This window comes from Paenibacillus sp. RUD330 (genome assembly GCF_002243345.2).
Classification (GTDB): domain Bacteria; phylum Bacillota; class Bacilli; order Paenibacillales; family Paenibacillaceae; genus Paenibacillus_O.
Genome location: NZ_CP022655.2, coordinates 3528945 through 3548704 on the forward strand (window position 1 = coordinate 3528945; position 19760 = coordinate 3548704).

At 61.4% G+C, this 19760-nt stretch carries 11 protein-coding genes; all 11 read right to left on the reverse strand.

The annotated features are described in order from the left end of the window. Positions 1-265: 265 nt before the first annotated feature. The 11 genes from CIC07_RS16030 to CIC07_RS16080 all read right to left on the reverse strand — a co-directional run bounded on the left by CIC07_RS16030 (position 266) and on the right by CIC07_RS16080 (position 19643). The gene (locus tag CIC07_RS16030) at positions 266-1321 is read right to left on the reverse strand and encodes an anti-sigma factor family protein (protein WP_157741922.1); all 1056 of its coding nucleotides are present in this window, start codon (positions 1319-1321) and stop codon (positions 266-268) included. A gap of 23 nt (positions 1322-1344) precedes the next feature. Next, the gene (locus CIC07_RS16035) at positions 1345-1893 is read right to left on the reverse strand and encodes an RNA polymerase sigma factor (RefSeq protein ID WP_048747286.1); all 549 of its coding nucleotides are present in this window, start codon (positions 1891-1893) and stop codon (positions 1345-1347) included. Between the two features lie 221 nt (positions 1894-2114). Further along, positions 2115-3248 carry a GntR family transcriptional regulator gene (locus tag CIC07_RS16040; RefSeq protein ID WP_076354698.1) on the reverse strand — a complete coding sequence of 378 codons (1134 nt, stop codon included), beginning with the start codon at positions 3246-3248 and terminating at the stop codon, positions 2115-2117. 170 nt (positions 3249-3418) lie between these two features. Continuing rightward, positions 3419-5029, reverse strand: coding sequence for an extracellular solute-binding protein (locus CIC07_RS16045; RefSeq protein ID WP_076354696.1), 1611 nt, complete (start codon positions 5027-5029; stop codon positions 3419-3421). A 47-nt stretch (positions 5030-5076) separates the two neighbouring features. Continuing rightward, the gene (locus CIC07_RS16050) at positions 5077-5970 is read right to left on the reverse strand and encodes a carbohydrate ABC transporter permease (RefSeq protein WP_076354694.1); all 894 of its coding nucleotides are present in this window, start codon (positions 5968-5970) and stop codon (positions 5077-5079) included. Positions 5971-5982: 12 nt separating this feature from the next. Further along, positions 5983-6951: an ABC transporter permease gene (locus CIC07_RS16055; RefSeq protein ID WP_076354692.1), complete on the reverse strand. Its 969-nt coding sequence runs from the start codon at positions 6949-6951 to the stop codon at positions 5983-5985. A 200-nt stretch (positions 6952-7151) separates the two neighbouring features. After that, positions 7152-7391, reverse strand: coding sequence for a hypothetical protein (locus CIC07_RS16060; RefSeq protein WP_139334408.1), 240 nt, complete (start codon positions 7389-7391; stop codon positions 7152-7154). Then, on the reverse strand, positions 7342-8967 hold the full coding sequence (locus CIC07_RS16065; RefSeq protein ID WP_076354690.1) for a response regulator: 1626 nt from the start codon (positions 8965-8967) through the stop codon (positions 7342-7344). Before CIC07_RS16065 ends, CIC07_RS16060 begins: the two co-directional genes overlap by 50 nt. 19 nt (positions 8968-8986) lie before the next feature. After that, on the reverse strand, positions 8987-10786 hold the full coding sequence (locus CIC07_RS16070; protein ID WP_076354688.1) for a sensor histidine kinase: 1800 nt from the start codon (positions 10784-10786) through the stop codon (positions 8987-8989). Beyond that, positions 10783-12327, reverse strand: coding sequence for an ABC transporter substrate-binding protein (locus tag CIC07_RS16075; protein WP_076354686.1), 1545 nt, complete (start codon positions 12325-12327; stop codon positions 10783-10785). Before CIC07_RS16075 ends, CIC07_RS16070 begins: the two co-directional genes overlap by 4 nt. Before the next feature lie 1091 nt (positions 12328-13418). Continuing rightward, entirely contained in the window at positions 13419-19643 is a 6225-nt protein-coding gene (locus CIC07_RS16080; RefSeq protein WP_139334407.1) for an S-layer homology domain-containing protein, read from the reverse strand. Between the last annotated feature and the right edge of the window lie 117 nt (positions 19644-19760).

Consider the following 19760-nt stretch of genomic DNA (forward strand, 5'->3'; position numbering starts at 1 on the left):
GAATAACGGTTGTTTCCGCCGGCGGAATGGATTCAACCCTCCTTCTCCGGCATCCGCAACAAACAGAGGAAGGCTTCGCCGTCTCCGACGAAGCCTTCCTCTGCCTGCCTCTGTTTGCCGTACATCTATATAAACATCGCCGCCAGAAGCCCATGGTGCCTCTACGGGATGGTCATACGATGCCAGGGAACGAGCCTTCCGTCCCGCCTGCATGCCGCCTGCTATACCATACGCGCATGCCCCGCGATCCGTGCTTGTACGCCGTTCAGGATTTTTGCTCCTCCACGGTGCCCTCGGCAGCTGCGATCTTGAATTTCTTGACGGCTCCGGAGCCGTCCTTCACCTCGACCGCAAGGGTCGTGCTGTCGGAGCTCCAGGAAGGAGAGCCCTGAAGCTCGCCGTCCAGCTTGAGCTCCGCCAGCTTTTTGTCCCCGCTCTCGAACACTTCCAGCAGGTTGCCGGTGACCGTGTAGCTGTACTTGCCGTCCGGAGATGCCGCAGAGGCTGCAAGTCCCTGGCTGGCGAATCCCTGCTCCGTTCCCGGCGATGGAGATGCCGGAGGGCTCGGGAATTGGGCGATTCCCATCGATGGTCCTCCCAGGTTCGCGGAGCCGGAATTGTTGGGATCGCTCTTGTTGAACTGGCTCGCTCCCCCGACGCCTCCGACCCTGGCCGACGGGGATGGAGGCGTCGACGGCTTCGTGCCCGAGCCGCCTCCAGTCCCGCGGCTGCCGTCGGAGACCGCCGTCGGAGATGTGGCCGGCTCGCTCGAGCCGGTTCCCTCTTCCATGGACTTCATGGCCGCTCCCCCCGTATCCGCAGCTTCCTGATCAGCGGCAGACGAATACGGCGAGGCGTTGCCCGCGGCGGCAGGCGCCTTGGATTCCAGCATGGCGGTCTGCCTGTTCGGATGGGGACCGTTCAGGCTGACGGCGAGAATGATGGCCGCCGCCGCAACCGCGGTCGCCCCTCCCCATGCAGCCGTTCTGCGGCCAAGCCAGCCCGTCCGCTTCCGCGAAGCCCGGTGCGAGCCGAGCGAGCCGCCTTCCGCCGCAGCGGCTTCCTCCGCCTGAGTCCGCTCTTCGTCCATGACCGCCGCCTGGGCGGCCTTGGCATCCCGCAGCGCGTCGATCTCGGCCAGCTGCGGCAGGATGGAATCCACCAGGCTGAAGGGCGGCGTGACCTTGGGCAGCTCCTCGAGCTCTTCGGAGAGCCTCTGAAGACGCTCGAACAGCTCCTGGTCGTCCGGGCAGTTCTTGAGATGCTCCATCAAGAGCACGCGTTCATGCTCGTCAAGATCGCCGTCCAAATATCGATTCATAACCTCAACCACCTCTTGACAAGTCATCCTCGGACACCACCTTTCTGATAGTCATGCAGCAGCGTCTGAAGCTGTTGCCTGGCCCGGAATAAATAGGATTTCACCGTATTCAGCGGAAGATCGAGGGAATCCGCGATTTCGTTGTACGAGAAGTCCTGCAAATAACGGAGCACGACAACGGCTCTGTGGTGATCCGGAAGCTTGTCGATTGCTTCTCGAATATCTTTGGCCGCATAGGCGGACAATACTTCCTCTTCCACGTCCTGCTTCTCACGGAAGACCATATCATGCTCTTCGATGGACACGACGGGCTTGGTGCGCCGGAACTTGTCGATGCAGATGTTCGTGACGATTCTCTGCACCCATGTCTTGAACTGCGCTTTTTCCTCGTAGGAAGTAATTTTGGTATAAATGCGAATGAGCGCTTCCTGGGAAGCGTCCAGCGCGTCCTGCTCGTTGCCCAGTATATAATAGGCCGTCCGATATACGTGATTTTCTATTTCGCGCAATAGGGACACGAGAGCGTCGCGATCGCCCTGTTGAGCGGCTCGTATGAGACCAGGCTCTACCACGAAGGTTCCCCCTCTCTTGCACCCGTACTGACGCGCGCCTGGCGCGAAAGGTTGCAGGGCAAGCATAAGTAATATAAAAAAGTTAGTTATGGTAAATAATGCCGTGAATGAAAATGAAGCAGGCATTTACCACCCAACAATAGCAAAAAAAACTCCCGGCGTATAGACGCCGGGAGCGGGAGTCATTGGCAACGGCCGGAACAGCGGAATTGCAGCCGCTTTCAGGCAAGCCGATGGACCGATTTCCTTTCGATCAGGCTGACCGGAACGACATGCTGCCCCGTGTCGGCCTGGCCCTGCCGCAGCCTATGGATGAGCAGCTCCGCCGCCATCCGGCCGATCTCGTCGTAATTCTGCGCGACCGTCGCCACCGGGATATGCAGCATCTCGCAGATCGGATTGTTGTCGAAGCCGAAGATGGACAGATCGTCGGGAACCCGCATGTCCAGCTGCTGGGCATAGAGCAGAAGCTGGACCGCGATGAGGTCGTTCTCCACCTGCACCGCCGTAATGCCGTTCTCCCGGTAGCCGTTCAGCAGCCCGCTGAAAAAAGCGGTTTTTCCGGCAGCCTTCAGCTCCTTGCTCGCGCCAAGCCGCACCAGCTCGGGAAGGAGGGGAACTCCGCGGTCCTTCATGGCCTTGCAGTAGCCGAAGTAGCGGCTGCGCACCGAGGAGACCGACTCGATTCCCGCGTTGCTGAAGAAGGCGATGCGCCGGTGGCCCAGATCGATCAGCCGGGATACCGCCTCGTACACGCCGCCGAAATTGTCGGAGACGACCGAGGGAATCGGCATGCCGGGCATCTCCTTGTCGATGGTGACGATCGGAAAATCCATCAAGTACAGCCGGTTGAGCCGCTCGAAGCTGCAGGAGTCGTTGAGCGGATACAGGATGACGGCCGAGCTTCCCCGGCCCGGCATCGATTCCAGCAGCTCTTCTTCCAGCGCCGGATCGCTGTTGCTCGTATGGAGGCTGAGATGGTAGCCGAGCCGGTTGAGGTAATTGGAGGCTCCGCGGATATAACCGACCATGGCCCCTTCATCGAGATGAGGCAGGATCATGGATATGATCGGGCCCGGCTCCACCTCCGCAAAAGCAGGAGGATGCGGAGCCTGGCGTTCCGGAGCCGCATCCGCTTTCTTTACGAAGCTCCCGCTGCCTTGGATCCGGTAGATGTAGCCTTCCCTCTCGAGCTCCTCGAGTGCTCGGCGGGTCGTGATCCGGCTGACGCTGTAGAGGGATGAAAGCTCGTTCTCGGTCGGCAGCTGCTGATCCGGCTGATAGTCGCCCTGATCGATTTTGGACTGCAGCTCATCCTTGATGACGGAATAGAGCGGTTTCTGGGATTTGCTCACTGCGATTATTCACATCCTGCCTTAAAGCACCGGGTTCTGCCGCTGCCGGCGAAGCCCGTTGTCGTGATTTCATTGTACATGAAAATAGCTTAACCGGCTACGAGCCGGAGCCGCCCCGCCCCCGGAAGGAGGCGGCGTCCGGACCCGGCTCTGCCGCTTGTCTGCCTGATCTACTTCACGCTTTGATAGCGTTCATACTGGCCCTTCTTGAACGCCAGATAATCCTGTGCGCCCATTTTGTCCAAAGTGGCGACATACTGGTCCCAGCCGCTGTCGAAGTCGGCCTGCCCCGTGACGAATTTCACCCTCATCTGCTGGATGTACTTGTTGATGTCCGTCAAGATGGCCGACTGCTTTTTGGCTTCCTCCGCAGTCGGAGAAAATTCGGGCCACACTTCCTCCGGCAGGAACTGCTGGAGCTCCGCCGCATTCGTCTTGAAGTCCTCGTCCACCGTCTTGCCCTTCACGGCGGAACGAAGCTCCATATCGGGCTCCGCGTACGGGTAGCCGCCTCCATACACGTTGTCCACGTACTGGAACGCTCCGAGCTGGATGCCGCCCTTGTACGTGCGGATCTCTTCGCTGTATTGCGGCTTGCCGTCCACCATGGTGTACGTTTCGCCCTCGATGCCGAAGTAGCCGAAGTTGCTTCCTTCCTCGCCGTAGAAATAATCGACCCACTCCATCGTTTCCTCCGGATGCTTGTTGGACTTGGTGATCGTGAAGGAGGACGTCTGCCTCGTCATGGGATCCATCCAGTTCACGACCTTGTCCCCATGCGGACCGGCCAGCACGTTGATGCCGATATAGTCCTTGGCCCCGATCGTGCCGATATAATGCGGATCTCCCCACGAGAAGGCTCCGACCTTGCCGGCCGAGCCGTCGGCCGCCCACTGGGCGTATTCATAGCCGGAATAGTTGAGCTGCGGCAGCGTGCCGTCCTTGAACAGCCCGTTCAGGTACTGCAGCACCTCCTTGTACTTCGGATCGTTGAAGATGAGCTTGACCTCGCCGTCCGAATCCTTGTAGATCCAGCTTGCCGCTCCCTTGTAGCCTCCGTTCCCCATGCCGAAGCTGCCGTACAGCTGCCGCTCGAACATGCCGTTGATGAAGCCCGTCGGCATGACCCAGCCCATCTCGTCGTTCGGATCGCCGTTGCCGTTGGCGTCCTTCTCCTTGAACGTCTTGAGAGCCGCCTGCAGCTCGTCCGTCGTCTTGGGCACCGGCAAGCCGAGGTTGTCCAGCCAGGTTTTGTTGATGTAGAGCCGGATGGACCGGTACGGAAGGGCCGTATCGATGTACGGCAAGGAGTAGATATGGCCGTCCGGCATCGTGATCGCCTTCTTGACCTCCGGATTTTTCTCGAACCATCGCTTCAGATTCGGAGCATGCTGTTCGATGAGATCCTCCAGCGGAAGGAACAAGCCCTGCTCCCCGTACTTGATGAGCTCGGAGCTGCTGAAGCCGGTCTGATAGAATGCGTCCGGAAGCTTGCCGGAGGCGAGCATGACGTTTTTGCGCTCCGCCGAGCTCTCGCCCGGTATCTCCTCCCACTCGATGTGGATGCCGGTCTTCTCCTCATATTTCTTCCACATCCACAGGTCCTTCGAAGCCGGATGGACGTCCGTGAAGCTGTCCCGGGCCATCTTGAGCGTGAGCTTGCCGTCCTTGCCCCCGCTGCCGGATTCCCCGCTTCCTGCCGAGCCGCCCGACTGGCAGCCGGCCAGCATCAGCACGGCAAGCCCCCCGATCAGCCCTTGTTTCAACCTTGCGTTGTTCATGTCTACTCCCCCTGTCGCATTGTAGGGCAGACTTGCTTGTCTGCCGTCTAGCCTTTGATCGCGCCGACGAGAATGCCTTTTTCAAAAAATTTCGACAATAACGGATAAAGGATAAGCAGAGGAAGCGAGGATGCGACGACGATGGAGTACTTGATTCCTTCGCGCGCCATCATCCGCTGGCTGTACTGCTCGTCCACCGCGACCCCGAGCATGTCCTGCATGCTGTTTTTGATCAGGATCTCCCTCAGGAACAGCTGCAGAGGGAACTTGTCCCTGTCCGTCATGTAGATCAGGGAATCGAAGTAGGAATTCCAATGCCCGACTCCGTAGAACAGGATCATGACGGCGATGATCGGCATGGACAGCGGAAGCACGATTTTGAACAGCAGCCGCCAGTCGCTGCAGCCGTCGACGAACGCGCTCTCCTCCAGCTCGACCGGAATCTGGGTCTGGAAGTAGGTTCTCATGATGATGAGATTGAACACGCTGATCGCTCCCGGCAGGACGAGCACCCAGATACTGTTCAGAATGCCGAGAGACTGGTTGACCAGATAGGTCGGGATGAGGCCGCCGCTGAAAAACATCGTGAACGTGAACAGGAACGTGAACACGTTCTTGCCGTAGAACCGGCGGCGCGACAGCGGATAAGCGCCCAGGATCGTCATGAACACATTGATCGCCGTGCCGACCGTCGTATAGAGGACCGTATTGCGGTAGCCGATCCAGATGTCGCCGTTCTCGAAGATCGCCTTGTAGCTTTCCAGGTTGAAGCCCTGCGGCCAGACCAGCAGAAACGTATCGTAGATCTTCCGCGGATCCGAGACGGAGGCGATAATGACGAACAGAAGCGGGTACAAGAGCACGATCGTAATGAGCAGCACGAGCGTCAGATTGACGGCCTCGAATGCTTTTTCTCCAGGCGTCTGCTTGATGGTATCCATGCGGGCTCCTCCTTACCAGAGGCTGGTCTGTCCGGCCCGCTTGGCGATGGCGTTGAACAGGATCAGCAGGATGAAATTGACGACGTTGTTGAACAGGCCTACGGCCGCGGAAAAGCTGTACTGGGCTTCGACGATGCCGCTCTTGTACATGTACGTGGAGATGACCTCTGACTTGGCGAGGTTCATGTCGGTCTGCATGAGCAGCACCTTCTCGAAGCCGACGTTCATCACCCCTCCGATGCTCATGATGGACAGGATCATGATCGTCGGCATGATGCCGGGAAGAGTCACATGCCAGATGCGCCGGAAGCGGCTTGCCCCGTCTATGTATGCGGCTTCATATTGATCCGGCGGTATGCCCGCCATCGCGGCCGTATAGATGAGGGACGACCAGCCGATGGACTGCCACAGGCCCGACCAGACGAACAGATGCCAGAAATGGGACGGATTCGCCATGAAATCGATCGGAGAGCCGCCGAAGCGGGTGATGATTCCGTTGATGACGCCCGTTGTCGGAGAGATGAAGAAGAACAGGATGCCGACCGCCACGACGACGGAGATGAAATGCGGCGCGTAGGAGATCGTCTGCACGATGCCGCGCAGCCGCTTGCGCCTGATCTCGTTGAACATGAGAGCGAGGATGATGGGAGCCGGTATGCCGACGATCAGCCCGTAAACGCTGATGCCGAGCGTGTTCCGGAGAATGTCCCAGAAGAAGAAGGTGCGGAAGAAACGGGTGAAATGCTCCAGCCCTACCCAGGGGCTTCCCGTAATTCCGAGAGCGGGCATGTAGTCCTTGAATGCGATCTGAATTCCGTACAGCGGCCAGAAATGCCAGATGACGAAATAAAAAAAGGCCGGTGCGATGATCAGGTACAATCCGATATTGCGCTTCAGCTGTTTTCCGATCTCCGCGAGCCGGCGGGAAAAACCTTCGGCCGAGGGCTTTCGCGCCGTCTGGATTTCCATGCGGGCATCCATCTCCTTTTCCATAACTTGTTATGACAAATAAAATATTATCGGAATATTTGATATATGTATATGATGAATTAGTCCTATGAAAGCGTTTTATAGAGCCGTTCGTTCTGATTCCCTTTATTTTCCTCACATTTGTTATGACATATAAAGTGAGGTAAGCATGAATTCTCCTTGAATGACTGTTCGAATCCAGGTCTTTGGACCTATAAAAAAAGCATGGATTCCGCTGATGCAGCGGAATCCATGCTGGTTCGATCGGGAGGTTCCAATCGAGCTGGTTCGATCGGAAGATCCCAATCAAGCTTTTCGATCTGGATGCTTAAATCCAGCTTATCAATAAAGGCATGCTCGAGCAATTCCTGCCGATGTCCGGCCAGCGGAAAGCGAAGCCCTTCAAGCGCCGGAGGTCGTGCTGCTGTCGGCTCCGATTTTGCGGAACTCATGCGGATTCCTGCCGTACACCTTGCGGAACAGCCGCGCGAAGTACGAGAAGTTGCCGTAGCCGAGACCGGCGGCGACCGCGCTTACGCTCTCGTCGGTCTCCGTCAGCCTTCGCGCCGCGGCGCGCATTTTCTCCTGCAGAATATAGTCGGTCAGAACCTTGCCCGTCTCCTTGCGGAACAAGCGCGACAGGTAGGCCGGGTTGAGGAACACATGCTCGGCCAGCTCTTCCCGGGTCACGTCGCGGTCCATATGGTCGGCGATGTACGTCTTGATCTGCCTCACGACGGGACTTTCCGAGCGGCGGGATTGGAGCAGGGCGCCGATCTGGCCGAGAATGCCCTCCGACCATGCCCGGAACCGCTGCAGCGAGCGGGTCGCGGCGCTGACGTCGAAGTCTTCCCGGTACTGATGCAGCATGAAGGCGGGAAAGCCCTTGCGGTGAAGCGTCAGATACGCGGCCTGCATCAAGGCGTACGCATACGCGCTCAGCGTCTCGACCGTCACGGCCGCCCCGGGCGTGAGCAGCTCCTCGAGCCTTGCCCTCATCGACTCGATTCCGCCTTGCTCCAGCAGGTCCGCCCATTCCAGAAGAGCCGCGGAATCGGGCTGCAGGAGATGGTCTCGATGGTCGCGACGCTCTCCGCGGCTGGCGGCGCCGGCGGGAATGCTGCTCCAGGCAATGCTGACATTGCGGTATTCCTCATGCAGAAGGCCGAGATATTCCCCTCTGAGCTCCTTGAGCGGCACCGCGTCTCCGATGTAGACGGACATTTTGCAATAGAAATACGTTCTGCAGGCTTCCCGGTACCGGTCGCACAGCTCCGGCAGCAGCGGCGCCGCTGCGCCTCCCTCATAGAGGAGAATCAGGCTGTTGCCCCGGTAATCCTCGACGACGGCACCCGGGAGCGATTCCAGCAGGATTTCCTCCGCCGCCTTGCGCAGGGCGAATTCCATGACGCGCTCATCCCGCTCGTCGATTTCCTTCTCCCAGTTCTCCACGCTGATCAGAAGCGGACGGACCCGGCCGATGCTCTCCGCGTCGACATCCGCGGCGAGCCTGACCCTCTCCAGCCAGCTGGCGTCGGGACGCTCGCGGCCGTCGAGCAGATCCTTCCAGTACCGCTCGGCCAGCAGCGGCTTCTGTCCCTGCCACAGCTCCGCCAGCTGGTGGTAGCGCTCCCCTTCATGGCCGGCCTGCCGCCGCTCCTCCACTTTGCGGACGAGCGCCTGCAGCACCTGCTCCAGCTCCCGGTAGATGACCGGCTTCAGGATATAGTCGCTTCCTCCCAGCTGAAGGGCTTTCTGGGCATAGCGGAATTCGGAATGGCAGGTGAGCACCACCGTCTCCAGCTTCATTCCCTCTTCCTTGACCCACTCCATCAGCTCCAGCCCGCTCTGCTCCGGCATCTCGATGTCGCAGATCATGATGTCGATGTCATGAGTCCGAAGCATTTCCTTGGCCATGTCCGCATGGTAAGCCTCATAGATCTCGTCGATCCCGGCTTCCTGCCAGGATACGCCTGCCATCAATCCTTTGACGGCATAGATTTCATCGTCCACGATCAGCGCCTTCATGCTGCGTCTCCTCCTTGCGTCATCCTGCTTGGCGATTGTCCGCGGCCTGCTCTCCAGGAGGAAGGCCGAGGGTGACGAGCGCTCCCCGCTCGGCTCCGTTCTCGAACTTCAACGTCACGGAAGCTCCATAATACAGCCGGCAGCGGCGGGCGACATTCCATAAACCCACATGGCGCTCTCCCGGCTCCTGCTCCTGCACACGCGCCGCGAGCCTCTCCGCCATTCCGGGAGCGAAGCCTTTGCCGTTGTCGGCCACGTCGATCCGGATGCCGCCGGCAGCCGAACCCTCACCGGCGGTTCCGTTCCGGCTGACCGCGATCAGGATCCGGAAGGGGCCTCCGCCGCTGGTGGAGAAGCCGTGCACCATCGCGTTCTCGACGATCGGCTGGATCGATAGCGGCGGCAGCATATAATCGTCCAGCCCTGCCTCCACGTTGAAGTCGAACTCCAGCGTCTCCGGAAATCGATGCTTCTGGATCGTCAGGTAATCGCGGATATGGTCCAGCTCCTGGCGGATCGTCACGGACGCGGCAGCCGTATTGATCGTGAACCGGAAATAACGGACCAGGTGGAGCGCGATGCTCTGGATGATGTCGAAGCTGCGGATCTGGGCGAGCTGATAGACGATATTGAGCGAGTTCATGAAGAAGTGGGGCTGGATCTGCGCCTGCAAATGCTTGAGCTCGGCCTTCTGGGTACGGATCTGCTCCTCGTAGATGTCGATCTTCAGATGCTCGATCTGCGAGGCCATGCCGTTGAACGTCTCGTTGATCGTGACGAATTCCGGCAGCCTGCTGTCCGGCAGGCGGGCGCTGAGATCGCCGGAGCGGATCTTGCGCATCCCCTTGATGAGCCGATGCATCGGCACGACGACCGCCCGCTGAAGGTAGTACAGGTACAGGGCGAGCAGAATGGCGGCCAGCACCGGAACCGTATAGGTCAGATAGCGGAAATACGGAAGCCCTTCGAGCAGCGACTTCTCCGGCACGAGCAGGACCAGCCTCATGCCCGCCATCCGCGAAGGCTGGGCGACGAGAAGATAGGGCTGCGGGAGCTTCGCGATCGTGTACGCCCCGGCTGCAGCCTCCGTATCCGCGGCCGCTCCGGTCGCCTGCAGCTCGTCGCGCAGGCCGGCCTTGAGCGTCGTCAGCGGCAGGCTGCCGGAGCGGCCGCCGAGCAGCAAGGCTTCTCCCTTGCCGCTCTCGCCGAGGGCATGGAGCGGCTTCATGAGCCGGTCGAGATCGACCCACGCTCCCGCTGCCGAGCCGTAGCCCGTGTCTACGATGCGCACAAGGGCATGGGAGCCGTTCAGCTCCGTCACCGTCCAGCCGCTGAATGGAGTGTCTGCCCCTGCTCCCGCCTTCAGAATTTCATGCAGCCTCCGCTGGATTTCCCGCTTCCGCTGGAAGCTGACCGATTGCTGCTGGGAGACGAACAGATCGTCGTACTTGGAGCTGTAGGCGAACAGCACATCCGCCGCCTCGTAATAGTTCGAGTTGACCCCGAGGTCGGCGGCCATCTGCGTTTTGGCCCGGTAGTAATCCCAGCCTCCGCGCTCGTTCTGCGACAGCGACAGCAGATCGCGGTTCTGCTCGGCGGTCTTGAACAGATAATTCTGGATTTCCTCCAGCACCTTGTCCATGTCGTTCATGTACATCGTCAGCAGGCTCCGGTTGGACTGGGCCACCTGGGAGCGCACGACTGTCGTCGAATACAGATTGTTCCATAACAGCAGGATGACAAGCGGCGCCGTGACGACCGCGAACCCGATGATCAGGCGCGTGCGCAGCGTCGCCTGGGGGAGCCGGAGGCCCTTCATCGGCCTCCCTCCTTGCCCGCCGCCCGCTTCGCGGCGAGCCACTCGTCGAGCTGGCGCTGCTTCTCCGCGATGACCCGGTCCGCTCCCGCCGCCTTCAGCTTGTCCAGATACATCGGGATGACCAGGTCGGGATCCAGCTCTCCCGCGATGATGGCCGGAGCGAACTCCTCGTCGACGCGGCTGCAAGCCGCGATCTCGCTCGTCACCCGATCCGGGTTGAACACGAAGCCGAGCGCCCGGGACGGCTCCGCTTCCTCGTTGAACTGCCTGTATTTCGTCCAGAGCTCCGGATCCTCGTTGTCCCACAGATAGGAATTGAGCTGATTGCCGAACATCCACGGCAGGTTCAGGTTGTAGCCGACGGTTCGGGAATCTACTCCCTCCGGGTAACCGATCCGGCCGTCCGGCCGGACGACGTAATGCTTGCCCTCGATGCCCCAATCGAGCAAGTTCAGCAAATAAGGGTCGGTATAGAGCAGATCCAGCAGCTGCATCGCCTTGCCCGGATGGCGGGAAGTGCGGGGAATGGCGAACATCGCGCTCGTCACGTCTGCCGTCGTCGTGAACGGCTTGGTCAGCTCCACGGCCGCCATCGGCATGCCGGTGTTGCGCGATGCCTGGATCTCGAAGCCCGGCTTGATCGACTCGGCGAAGGAGAAGGCGGCTCCCGCCTTGACCGCTTCGTATTCGCTGTCCCTTGACGTCACCGCATCGGCATTGAGGTAACCGTCGAGATGCCATTGGTGCATGAGCTTGGCGTTGATGCGGTACGCTTCGGTCGCCACCATGTTCACGACCTTCGTCCCGCCCCCTTCGCGCTGAAGGGCGCCGGGTCCGTCCCCGAGCATGTCGAACAGGCCGTACTGCATGAGGAAAGTGAACGGGCTGCGGTCGGAGCGCACCTGCAGCGGCGTCACCGAAGGCTCCCGCCGCTTGATCGTCTCCAGCACGGGGCCAAGGTCGGCGAGAGACCGGATCGAAGCCAGCTTGATTCCGTATTTCTCCGTCAGGTCCCGGCGCATGACGATGCCCTTGCTCGCGGCGAACTCCTTGTTGGTCGGAATGGCGTACAGCTTGCCTCCGATGCGGCTGGCATCGAGAATGTCAGGATTGATGACCCCGCGGATTCCGCCGCCGTATTGCCGCAGCAGGTCGTCCAGAGGCAAGAAGCGGCCTCTGGCCACCTCGTCGCCGAACTTCATCCATCCGGCCGTGAACATGAGATCGACCTGGCTGCCCGAAGCGTATACTAGGCCGGTGCGGTCCCACCAGCTGCCCATATCGACAGGCCGGATCTCGACGGCGGCGCTGATTTTTTGCTGCAGGTACGCATTGATCTCATTCTGGACCTGCGGCAGATCATCCGGCACGACGCTCGCGGGGAACATCATGACCAGGCGGTCGGGGGCGGCGGCCGACGCCACTCCGGACGGAGCATCGTCGCGCTCAAGCATCGTCCACGGACGGGAATAGAACGCCAGCGCGGCCAGCGCGATTGCGGCGGCGAGCGCAAGCGTCAGTCGTTTGCGTTTGGCTGTCATGGCAAGAACCCCTCTTGCAGCGATAATGGAGTAAGCGATTTCAATTATACGCCCGCGCCGCTGGCCGCTCTACTCTTATTTCAACCAAATAGGTAAAAATAGTGACCTTTTGTAACACTCCGATGACTTGTCCGGCTGAGCGCCGGATTCGGGCGGGCAAGAGGGAATGATGCTGCCAAACAAAAAAGTCCTCCTGCACTTATGTGCGAGGAGGAAACAAAAGGTTATGGATGCAGCCCGGTTCCTGATCAGCGCCCACTCTCACATAAACGCTCTGGGAAAAGGGTGGTCGGGCTGCAACGCCGCGGACTTGCGTCCTTGGTAGCGATAGTATACGCCATTCAGGCGACGCTTGCCATATGAAGCTGGAGGGAAGGGAGGGAAATGTTGCTGGCCGCGCCGCCGCATTCGTAAAAGCGGCTCCATTCCGCGAAAAAGGGGGCTCATGAGCCGTGGGCATGACTCGGGGCGGCCCGTCGGGCATCCTCTTCCGGTGAGAAGGGTTTGAGGCCGTAGATGCAGGCTAGCAATCGGCTAAGGTCTAAAACGAGCCTTATCTGGTCTTTTCCGCCCGTCATGCGGTAGCGCAAGCTCCATATGCAGCCTTATTTCCGTTCTGCCGCCCTGATTTTATTGACTTTCTAGAAATAAGCCCCACAATGAACCTTATTTTCCTTCGATCGGCAACTTTTTCTGAACTAAGGCTCGAATTCAGCCTTATTTTATCCCCCCTTATTTGCTTGCCTTGGTTTTTTCCGCATGAGACGAACCCATTCCGCTTCCCGGGCAACAATTCCCTTCCTGGGCAACGAAAATCGGCCTGTCCCATGAATAGAAGAAAAAAAGCAGGCCAATCCCGCGGTTGCGGCGCCACCAAGAAAGGACCCCGCTCGATGACCGTTTTGCTCCGAAAACCAGCTGAAAAATCTGGGTCCGGATGGCTTTCGCCTTGCTCCGCACTATTCTTAGAAGCTATGGACGAAAAGAAAACAGGACGAAGCCAAGGCTCAGCTTCATCCTGCTCTTCCATGCGGTTTGAATGAAGGAGTCGCCGCCTGCGTGGAGCAGCTTCTCAAGTCAATGCCTTTATATCAATCGAAGCTGCCGAGCAAGCCCGCTTCCAACAAGAGCCGCGCCAGCAGCGCAGCCGCTTCGGCGCGGGTGACCGGCGCCTGTGGCTGGAAGGCTCCATCCGGCCTTCCGCGCAGCATCCCTCTCGCGGTCAGGGCGGTTATGGCGTCTTCCGCCCACGGGCTGATCTTAGCCGCATCGGTGAAGGTGAATACAGAGGCTTGTGGAGCCGGAGCGGAAGTGCGCGGCTTGCCGCTTGCGGCGAAGAGGATGGCGCGATTCAGCATGACAGCCATTTCCTGGCGGGTGACGGAAGCTCCCGGCCGGAAGCTGCCGTCCAAGTCGCCCTGCATGATGCCGGCCGAACGGACGGCGTCGGCTGCGGCTGTCCAGCCGTAATTGGGCTTGCCGTCCTTCCAGCTTCGGCCGTCGGCTGCCCCGCCGGCCAGCAGATCCAGTCCCAATGCGCGGCTGATCAGCGCCGCGAAGTCGGCTCTCGATACGGCTTGCGCCGGAGCATACCGCTCAGCGGAGATGCCGTTCAAAATTCCAGCCGCGGACAGCCGCTCGATATCCGCTGCCGCCCAGCTGCCCGCTGTGTCCCGGAAGGCCTTGGACGGAAGCGCAGCCGTCCCGAAGCTGCCTGCTCCCAGCGTGCGGATGCGGACGATCGTCCCGTCCTTGCCTTTTGCGAACGATGCCGGCACGGCTCGAACCGCGCCGTCTCCCGTCCTCAGCAAGCCGGCGCTCGGGCCAGGCTTGCTGCCGCTGCCCGCAAGGAATTCGACATCGACATAGCCGATTTCGCCCGTCAGCGGCAAGGAACGTCCGCCTTGCTCCATGCTCAGGCTCCAGGCTGCCGTTCCGGAAAAAGCAGCGCCATTCAAGGCCGAAGCCCGTGCTTTCATCGCGGCTAAGGCTTGCTGATCCGCTGTGCCGAGCACGATCCGGATGACGGCTCCAGCCGTATCCGCCTTGCCCCGCATGGCGGCCAACTTGGCGGCTGCCGATGCCGGGATCGAAATCGACGAGCTTCCGGCTTGAAGCGCAATCGTTCCTAGCGGCATGGCCTCGGCATATGCCAGGAAGGCGTCCAGCGGCAGCTCCGCCGCTCTTCCGCCGCCTGCGAGAGCTGTCGATCCGAGCTGCACGGGCGACGTTTTGCCGGCGGCCGCCTTCGCCAGCGCATCCTGATTGGCGGCGGATGAACCCATTCCCGGCTCCGGCGAGCCTGTCGGCCTCGGCGTCGGCGATGCCGCTCCTGTCGGCCCCGGCGTCGGCGATGCCGTGCCTGTCGGCGCTGGTGTCGGCGACGCCGTGCCTGTCGGCGCCGGTGTCGGCGACGCCGTGCCTGTCGGCGCCGGTGTCGGCGAACCCGTTCCCGGCTCCGGCTGGCTGTCCCACGTCAAGCCTTCTCCGGTCTGGTAGCCGTCGACCGGGAGCACGCCTGCCGGCGGCGCTTGCTCGGTCAGCGCCAGCTGGAACGCGCTGCCGGAAGCGTTGAAGAACGGCCCTACTTTAGCGCCGCGGAGCTGCAGCATGTCCAGCTGGACGGAGCCGCTGATGCCGCCGCCCGCGTGGATGCCCCAAGTGCCCGCTCCATCGAGCACCAGATTGCGGATGAGAATGCGATGCCGGCCGCTGACATTGAACGGATAGGCTCCGTTGATGTACAGCCCCTGGAACGTGCTGTCCAGAACGGTATTGTCGAGAATGTCGATATCGGCCTCGATCGGCTTGTCGCCGGTGAACAGCCAGATCGCGCCGAAGTCCTGGTTCCAGTTGAACTCATGGCCGCCGGCACGGATCAGCGTATTGCGCTCCACGACCGTCCTGCCGCCGAAGGCGACGGGATTGAAGCGCGTCGACACCGCGATGCCGGCGCCGAATCCGACCGTATCGGACAGGATGTTGTCCTGCACCTTGTTGTCGCTGCCGCCGAAGATCGCGACATTGTCCGCCAGCCATGGAAGCTGGACGGTGTTGAAGCGGATCGTGTTGCCCGAAGCCCGCGCGTCGTCCGCGCTTACTCCGTCCGGCTGCGACGACCAGATCGCGATGGAGTCGTCGCCCGTATTGCGGATCGCATTCTGCTCCGCCATGGAGTTGATGGTTCCCGTCGAGAAGTTGATGCCGTCCGCATACGTATCCCGGATGCGCATGCCTGCGGCGTACAGGCCGTCGGTGGCGATGCCGCCGTCCTCGTCGTCGCTGCGGACCGACCAGATGCCGGCTTTGGCATGCTCGACCCATACGCCTTGAATCGTGGAGCCCTTGCCGAACGTTCCGTCAAAAGCGGCCTCCCGAAGCTCGTCATGCCGCCCCGTCACGCCGACGTCGATCTTGAGATCGTACACGCCGACTCCGTCTCCCGTGCCCATGAAGCCTGCGCCTTCAATAGCCGTATGCCACATGCCCGCGCCGCGGATGACGATTCCCTGCACCTCCAGCGGCGAATCGAGCCGGAACAAGCCTTGCGGCACCCAGACTCCTTTGCCCGCAGCCTTGGCTGCCCTGATTGCGTCCAGAAACGCAGCCGAATCGCTCTTGCCGTCGTTCGGCGCCGCGCCGAAATCCGTCACGGAGAGGAAGCCTGCCGGCATGGCGTATGCCGCCGGCGCAAGCTCCAGATCGGCGGAGTCGAGAACATAAGAGGAGGCTGCATCGGAGACCTGCTTCTCCAGCCTCAGCACGGTCCCTGCCGGGAGCGTGCGGCCGAAGTCCAGCTGCGTCTCGTCATAGAAGCGGTGAGGATCTCCGTCCTCGGGATTGTTGGACCATGGATACTTGCCGTATACCCAGGCGTGGCGGCTGGATAGCTCCAGCTTGCCGCCCGGGGCTCCGTCCACCGAATAGCTCAGCGTCGCCTGCTGGCCGCCGCCGTCCTGACTGTCCGGTATGCTGTAGCGCAAGGACATGTAGCTGGCCGGTTCCGCAAGCTTGAATTCCACATACTGGCCGGCTGCATCCAGCTTGACGGCCTTTCTGCCGGACGCTTCGGAAGCAAGCGTCATGTACGTCCGGTCGGGACCAAGCAAGGTTCCGTTCGTCGCTCCGTCCTCGGCTTCATAAGTCGTATAAGGAAGAGTCGCTCCGCGATAATCTCGGCTGACCGCGCCATGGACGAGCAGCCGATCCACCAGCAGGCCGCCTCCGTCGTCCCCGGCCCTGCGCAGCTCAACGGAGTTGTAGCCTGCCCGCAGGTCCAGCTTGGCCGATACCGTCTTCCACATCCCGCTGCCGTCGCCGGCTGCCGCATCCAGCTTGCCTTGCGGCTGGCCGTTGACATAGACGGACAGCCTGCCCCCTTCCTCTCCCGCCAAGACCGCAACGGTCCACTCCGCTTCATAACGGCCTGCTGCCTGCGCTTGAACGGACAGGATCAGCCGGTCATCGGCATCCTTCCAGCCGGATGCATACCCGCTGCCGGCATAACCGGGCGCTTCGGCATGTATGCCCGCGCCGCCGGAGACAAAGCCTTTTTCCGCTTCGTACACGACATCGCCTGCGGCCTCGAGCAGCTTCCAGCGGCCTGAGCCTCCCGCCGTTTCACGCTCGGCAAGCGTCGCATGACCGGAGGAGGCTGACAGCACGCGGCTGCCGCCCGGCTCGGCCAGCATCAGCAAGCCGGACTGCCGCTCCTGCGTCCATTCCGCTGTCGGGCCGGCCTCACCCGCCGAGACGGAGCTTCCGTCCCGCAGCAGGTAGCTGCCGGTTTCCTCGTTCCGGAGCAGCAGCCTGCCGTTGCGGTCTTCCATTCTCCAAAGGACGCTCTTGCTGCGGACATCTCCGCCGGACAGCCCCAACCCATCGCCGCTCATCGCCAGCAGCGAGCCGGCGGCCGAGTTTTGCAGCCGGTACAAGCCCCCATGCGGCGCCGCCGGCGTGAGACCGCTGCCGACCGTATCCTGAACCTCCGGGATGTATCCTCCCTCGGGCGCCGCGGCAGCGACCCACTGGACGGCTCCGTTGTCGATGGAACGCAGGTCAAGCTGGGCATAGCCGAGTACGTCCGCGATCTGCGCGTATTCATCCTCGTGGCCCTCGGCCAGGCTGCGCAGCAGAATCGCTCCGGCGGCAGGCGCGTTCTCGAGCGCCCATCCCGCGTTTGCTCCCGCTCCTCCTGCAGCAACGGTGCCGAGATAGCTCACGCCCGGCAGCCAGGAGAGCTCGCGGCCGGTGACGGCATTGACGATCGAAACGCCTCCTCCGTCCCTTTCCTTCACGAACCAGTGCGAACGCAGGTCCTTGGCGTCCAGGCTGCCGTAAAGCACGACGCCGCCGGCATTCTCGTAGAGCGCCGCTCCGCCGGACTTGCTCGTCAAGCGGATCGCCCCGTCAGGCAGCAGCACCGGAGCGCCGCCACCCGTGCCGGTCTCGCTTGCCTTCACCGGAATGAATTCCCACTTCGGGCTGCCCCAATCCCGGTTCACCGGGCTGTACTCGGCCGCCTTGAGCTTATGCTCGACGTTCAAGTATCCGGAAGCTTCGGCCGGGCGGGCATCCCCCGCGCTGCGGATCAGCTTGAAGCCCTGATGATCCGACACGGTCCATGCGGCCGAATCCATATCGCCTTCCGGATCCGCTACCCGGACCGATTCGCGGGAATCCGGCTTCACGCCGCTCAGCGTGACGTAATGGCCGGTCTTCCGGTTCACGATATGCTGCACGCCGTCCTTCGACTCGATCAGCCAGTGCGCGCTCTCGTCGCCCGGCTGGACGTTGCCGTAGGCCAGCTTGCCGTCCTTCTCGAACAAATACAGCTGCAGCCAGTCGTTGCGAATCTTCACATACGGGGTCAGCTCCTCGGCCGGCCCCTCAGGCGCGGGAGCCTTCACCAGCCAGCGCGCGCTGCCCCAGGACGGCTGCGCCCAGTTGTTGGCATGTCCGTAGCCGTCCTGGCTCTGCACGTTCAGATACGCGTCTCCATCGGAAGCGGCCTGGAAGGTGGACTGTCCGGCCTGGACATCGCCGCTGCCGTCCATGCCCGGAGCTTGAATCCAGCTCGTCAGCAGCGGATCCGCCGCTTGAGGAGCGGCGGCAGCAAGGGCGGCGCCGCCCTTCAGCTCCGTCTGCTGCATGTAACGGCCCGTCTGCACGTTGCGCAGCCGAACCGCCGTTCCGTAGTCCTCCACAATCCATTGGGAGGACGCATCGGTGTAATCCGGGGTGCCGTATGCGATCAGGCCGCCCTGCTCCTGCAAAAAGCTTCCCTTCCAACTGTCCTGCAGCCGCTTGGCGGAAGAATCGGCCGCCGGCTCCAGTCTCCACGAGGAGCTGCCCCAGCCCGGCTGCGCCCAGTCGCTGATCTGCGCATGGCCGGTCTGGCTCTGCACATGGAGCAGGTAGGAGGATTTCTCGCTGCTCGCTATCGTATACAGCCCTGCAGACCCCGCTTGCTCCTGAATGGAAAAATCGCCTGCCGTGGAAGCTTCCGGCAGATCCGAGCTTTTGACGGGATCGTTGAGACGGTCCCCATCGTTGCCCAGACGGTTCAGCACATGCCCCGTCGCCCGATTGACGAACTTCTTCGAGCCCGGCGCCACGCCGTCCACGACAAACCATTGCGAGGAAGCGTCGTTCAGCTCCGGCGCGCCATATTTCGCCAGACCGGCTTCCTCATAGAGGACGTACCCCTTCCAGCCGTCGACCAGCCGGACCGGCTCCTCGCCATGCCCCGGCTCCACCTGCCACAACGCCGAGCCCCAGCCCGGCTGCGCCCAGTCGCTCGCCTGCGCGTAACCGTTCAGCACCTGGATGTTGACGAGCTGATTCGAGCGGCCGGGAATGGACAGATTGACGTAACCGGGCTTGCCGGATGCTTCCGTCACCTGCCACTGAGCCGATGCCGCGCCGCTGTCGAGCGCGGAGCTCTTGAGATTGTCATGCGGATCCGATGCCAGCTCCCGGTTCAGCAGATGGCCGGTCGCCCGGTTCACGAGCAGCTGCGCGCCTCCTTCGCCGCTTTTGATCTCCCATTGGGATGCAGGATCGTTCACTGCCGTGAAGCCGTAGCGGGCTTGTCCCTCCGCTTCGTACAGATACACGCCTTTCCATTCATTTTTCAGCCGGACGTAGACGGAATCGGAAACAGAAACCGTTGCGGATGCCGCAGCCTCGTACCCGAGGTCCTGTACGGCCGAGCTGAGGTCCGCTTCCGCGGCGCGCGCGCCCGGAGCCATCGCCGGCAGGAACAGCAGCAGGCTCAGAAGAGCGGCAGCAAGCCGCCTGAATTGAATTGCCATGTTGGATCCCCTTTCGTTATGGTTGCGCTTTCTTTCCTTGGCAAAAGAAAAGCCGCCCAATCATGTCCAAGACAATCAAGAGTGCAGCTTTTCCTTTTTGTTGCTTGTTCGGAGAGC

Excerpts from the sequence above, each read along its gene's own strand:
- CIC07_RS16030 (WP_157741922.1), bottom strand. The coding sequence starts at position 1,321 with ATGAATCGATATTTGGACGGCGATCTTGACGAGCATGAACGCGTGCTC.
- CIC07_RS16045 (WP_076354696.1), bottom strand. The coding sequence starts at position 5,029 with ATGAACAACGCAAGGTTGAAACAAGGGCTGATCGGGGGGCTTGCCGTG.
- CIC07_RS16050 (WP_076354694.1), bottom strand. The coding sequence starts at position 5,970 with ATGGATACCATCAAGCAGACGCCTGGAGAAAAAGCATTCGAGGCCGTC.
- CIC07_RS16055 (WP_076354692.1), bottom strand. The coding sequence starts at position 6,951 with ATGGATGCCCGCATGGAAATCCAGACGGCGCGAAAGCCCTCGGCCGAA.
- CIC07_RS16060 (WP_139334408.1), bottom strand. The coding sequence starts at position 7,391 with ATGAGTTCCGCAAAATCGGAGCCGACAGCAGCACGACCTCCGGCGCTT.
- CIC07_RS16065 (WP_076354690.1), bottom strand. The coding sequence starts at position 8,967 with ATGAAGGCGCTGATCGTGGACGATGAAATCTATGCCGTCAAAGGATTG.
- CIC07_RS16070 (WP_076354688.1), bottom strand. The coding sequence starts at position 10,786 with ATGAAGGGCCTCCGGCTCCCCCAGGCGACGCTGCGCACGCGCCTGATC.
- CIC07_RS16075 (WP_076354686.1), bottom strand. The coding sequence starts at position 12,327 with ATGACAGCCAAACGCAAACGACTGACGCTTGCGCTCGCCGCCGCAATC.
- CIC07_RS16080 (WP_139334407.1), bottom strand. The coding sequence starts at position 19,643 with ATGGCAATTCAATTCAGGCGGCTTGCTGCCGCTCTTCTGAGCCTGCTG.